The organism is Agriterribacter sp. (assembly GCF_035444585.1).
Taxonomy (GTDB): Bacteria; Bacteroidota; Bacteroidia; order Chitinophagales; family Chitinophagaceae; genus Agriterribacter.
Genome location: NZ_DAOMOZ010000360.1, coordinates 1 through 2675, shown reverse-complemented (window position 1 = coordinate 2675; position 2675 = coordinate 1). Strand labels below are relative to the sequence as shown.

Annotated in this window: 2 protein-coding genes; both read left to right on the top strand. The window is 45.2% G+C overall.

The window, feature by feature from the left end; translation table 11 throughout:
* On the top strand, positions 1-2229 hold a 2229-nt coding region (locus PLH26_RS21455), incomplete at its 5' end, for a TonB-dependent receptor domain-containing protein (protein ID WP_324588060.1).
* 36 nt (positions 2230-2265) lie between these two features.
* Positions 2266-2675: beta-helix domain-containing protein (locus tag PLH26_RS21450; RefSeq protein WP_502876436.1), on the top strand; the 410-nt coding region annotated here is incomplete at its 3' end.

Sequence of the window (2675 nt, the reverse complement as noted above, 5' to 3'; positions counted from 1 at the left end):
CAATTATCTACTACCGAGCCCGACAGGAAAACATTCTCCTTTGATATTTTTCCTTCATCCATGATTGATAATATCATTATCAACAAAGCCTTTGTGCCGGAATATCCCGGCGAATGGGCCGGGGGGCTGGTGCAGGTGAATACCAAAGATATTCCTTCTTCCGGCTTTCTTTCTGTGCAGGCAGGCACCGGTTTTAATACGCAAACGACCGGCAAAGATTTTTATACATACAAAGGAGGGCGTACCGATTGGTTGGGTATTGATGACGGGGCAAGGGCATTGCCCGGCCATTTTCCCACTAAAACCGGTTTCCAGGAATTATCCGATGCCGGAAAAACAGAACTGGCCAAAAGCATAGCTACCAACTGGTCTGTGCATAAGGGCAACGCTCCAGTCAATGCATCTTTCCAGATCAATGGCGGGTTTAATACAAAGTTTTTTAAAAAAGACATTGGGGCTATTATAGGATTAACCTACAGCCGCTCCGGCCGTAACCTGGATTTTGGTAATGGTTTTTACAGTTTTAACAATAGCCAGAGTTCATTGTTGTTTGATTACAACAGTCACAAATACAGTACAGATGTGCTGGCGGGTGTGCTGGCGAACTTTTCGATAAAGCTGAACAGGAACAATAGGATCAGTTTTAAGAACATACTCAATGTTAATGCTTCAGATTATGCTACTTTAAGAACCGGTATTGATTATGAGCAGGACCCCGTACTGGGAGAAAATATCCGTGCCAGGGAGCTGGCTTTCCGTTCTAATACTTTCTTCAATACCCAGCTTACCGGCGAGCACAATATCGCTTCCCTGGGAACCAAAGTGAGCTGGTATGGCAGCTTTAATATTCTTGACGGGTATATACCCCAGCAGCGCCGCGTGCAATATAACCAATCAAAGCAGGAGCCCGGTGCGCCTTATAGTTTGCTGATCGGTGAATCGAGGTCGCAGAAAACGGGTAGCGTATTTTATTCTATGCTGTCGGATTATATCTATAATGCTGGGGGAGATATAGCAAAGCGCTTCAGGCTTTTGGGGCAAAGCCAAACGGTAAAAGCAGGCTATCTCTTCCAGGTAAAAGACAGGCTCTTTGATTCAAGACCTTTTTCTGTTTACCTCCGGGATGGAACTTCCCCGTTGCGGTTATTGAGCGAAGACGAGGTATTTAACGAAGCCAATTTTGATGCCGGCGATCCGGGGAAGTTTAAGTTTGATGAAATTATCGGCAAGCAGTACCGGTATATGGCCAATAGTATTTTGAATGCAGGGTATGTCCAGTTCGATAACCAGTTCAGTTCATGGCTAAGAGTGGTTTGGGGGGCACGGTATGAGCATTACGACCAGTTGGTGGGCAGCGTAAAGCAAAGTGATGAGCGGCATGCCCATATCAAACAGGGTGACCTGCTTCCCGCTGTGAATTTTACTTTTGAGCTGAACTCCAAAACAAATATCCGTTTATCGGGCTCCCAAACCATTATCCGTCCCGAGTTTCGTGAGCTCACCAATTTTGCTTTCTACGATTTTGAGCTGGGCGCAGCGGTTATCGGCTCCAGTTCCCTTAAGCGAACCAAAGTAACCAATGTTGACCTGAGGTATGAACTGTATCCGCGGGCAGGGGAAATGGTAACCTTAGGTGTGTTCTATAAATACTTTAAAAACCCGATAGAGTTATATTTTAATCAATCCGGTGTGGCTACCAACACTTTTAATTTTTTGAATGCAGAAGAAGCAACCGGTTATGGGATTGAATTTGATTTTCGCAAAAAGCTGGATTTCGCCAATGCCCTGAGAAATTTTACGTTCCAGACCAATCTTTCCTACATCTTTAACAAGGTCAATGACCCGGATGTGAAAATTGACAGGCCCATGCAGGGACAGTCTCCTAATGTTATCAATGCTTCACTTCAGTACGATATAGAAAAGGCAGGGATAAGCACCACACTGCTGTTTAACCAGATCGGACGCAGGATCTTATACGTAGGTAATGAGCAGGTGCCCGAAATATGGGAGAACCCGCGCCCGCTGCTTGATCTTCAAATAGCTAAAAAAGTGCTTGGCGACAAAGGCGATATCCGCCTGAATGTATCCGACATCTTCAATAAAAGGGCATACTTCTACCACGATGTGGATAAAAGCAGGAACCTGAAGCTGGGCTCTTCCGATGTAGTAGCAATAAGCAGGAATTATGGAACTACTGTCAGCATTTCTTTCGGATACCGCATTAAATAATAATCACACATTTTAAAAAACATCAAATACAGGAATATGAAAAAGGTATTAGCATTTGCAGTTGTGGGAATACTGATAACTGCCGGCTGCCGTAAAATTGAAGTTGACGGCAGCATCAAAGGAGATGGTGGCGACGGCGGTACGCCGGGCGAAAACACTATCCTGTCGGGCAAAATAAGTACAGACAGAACGCTGAAAGAAGGAACAACGTATAAGCTGAGGGGAATTGTATACGTGGTTGATGGCGCTACATTAACCGTTGAAGCAGGAACAAGGATTGAAGGAGAAAAATCTACACGCGGCGCACTGATCATTACCCGCGGTACCAAACTGATCGCCAACGGAACAAAGGAAAAGCCTATTGTATTTACATCCGATGCTGCAACACCTTCTTCGGGCGACTGGGGCGGTATTGTGATGCTGGGGCGTGCAAAAACCAATAGCTC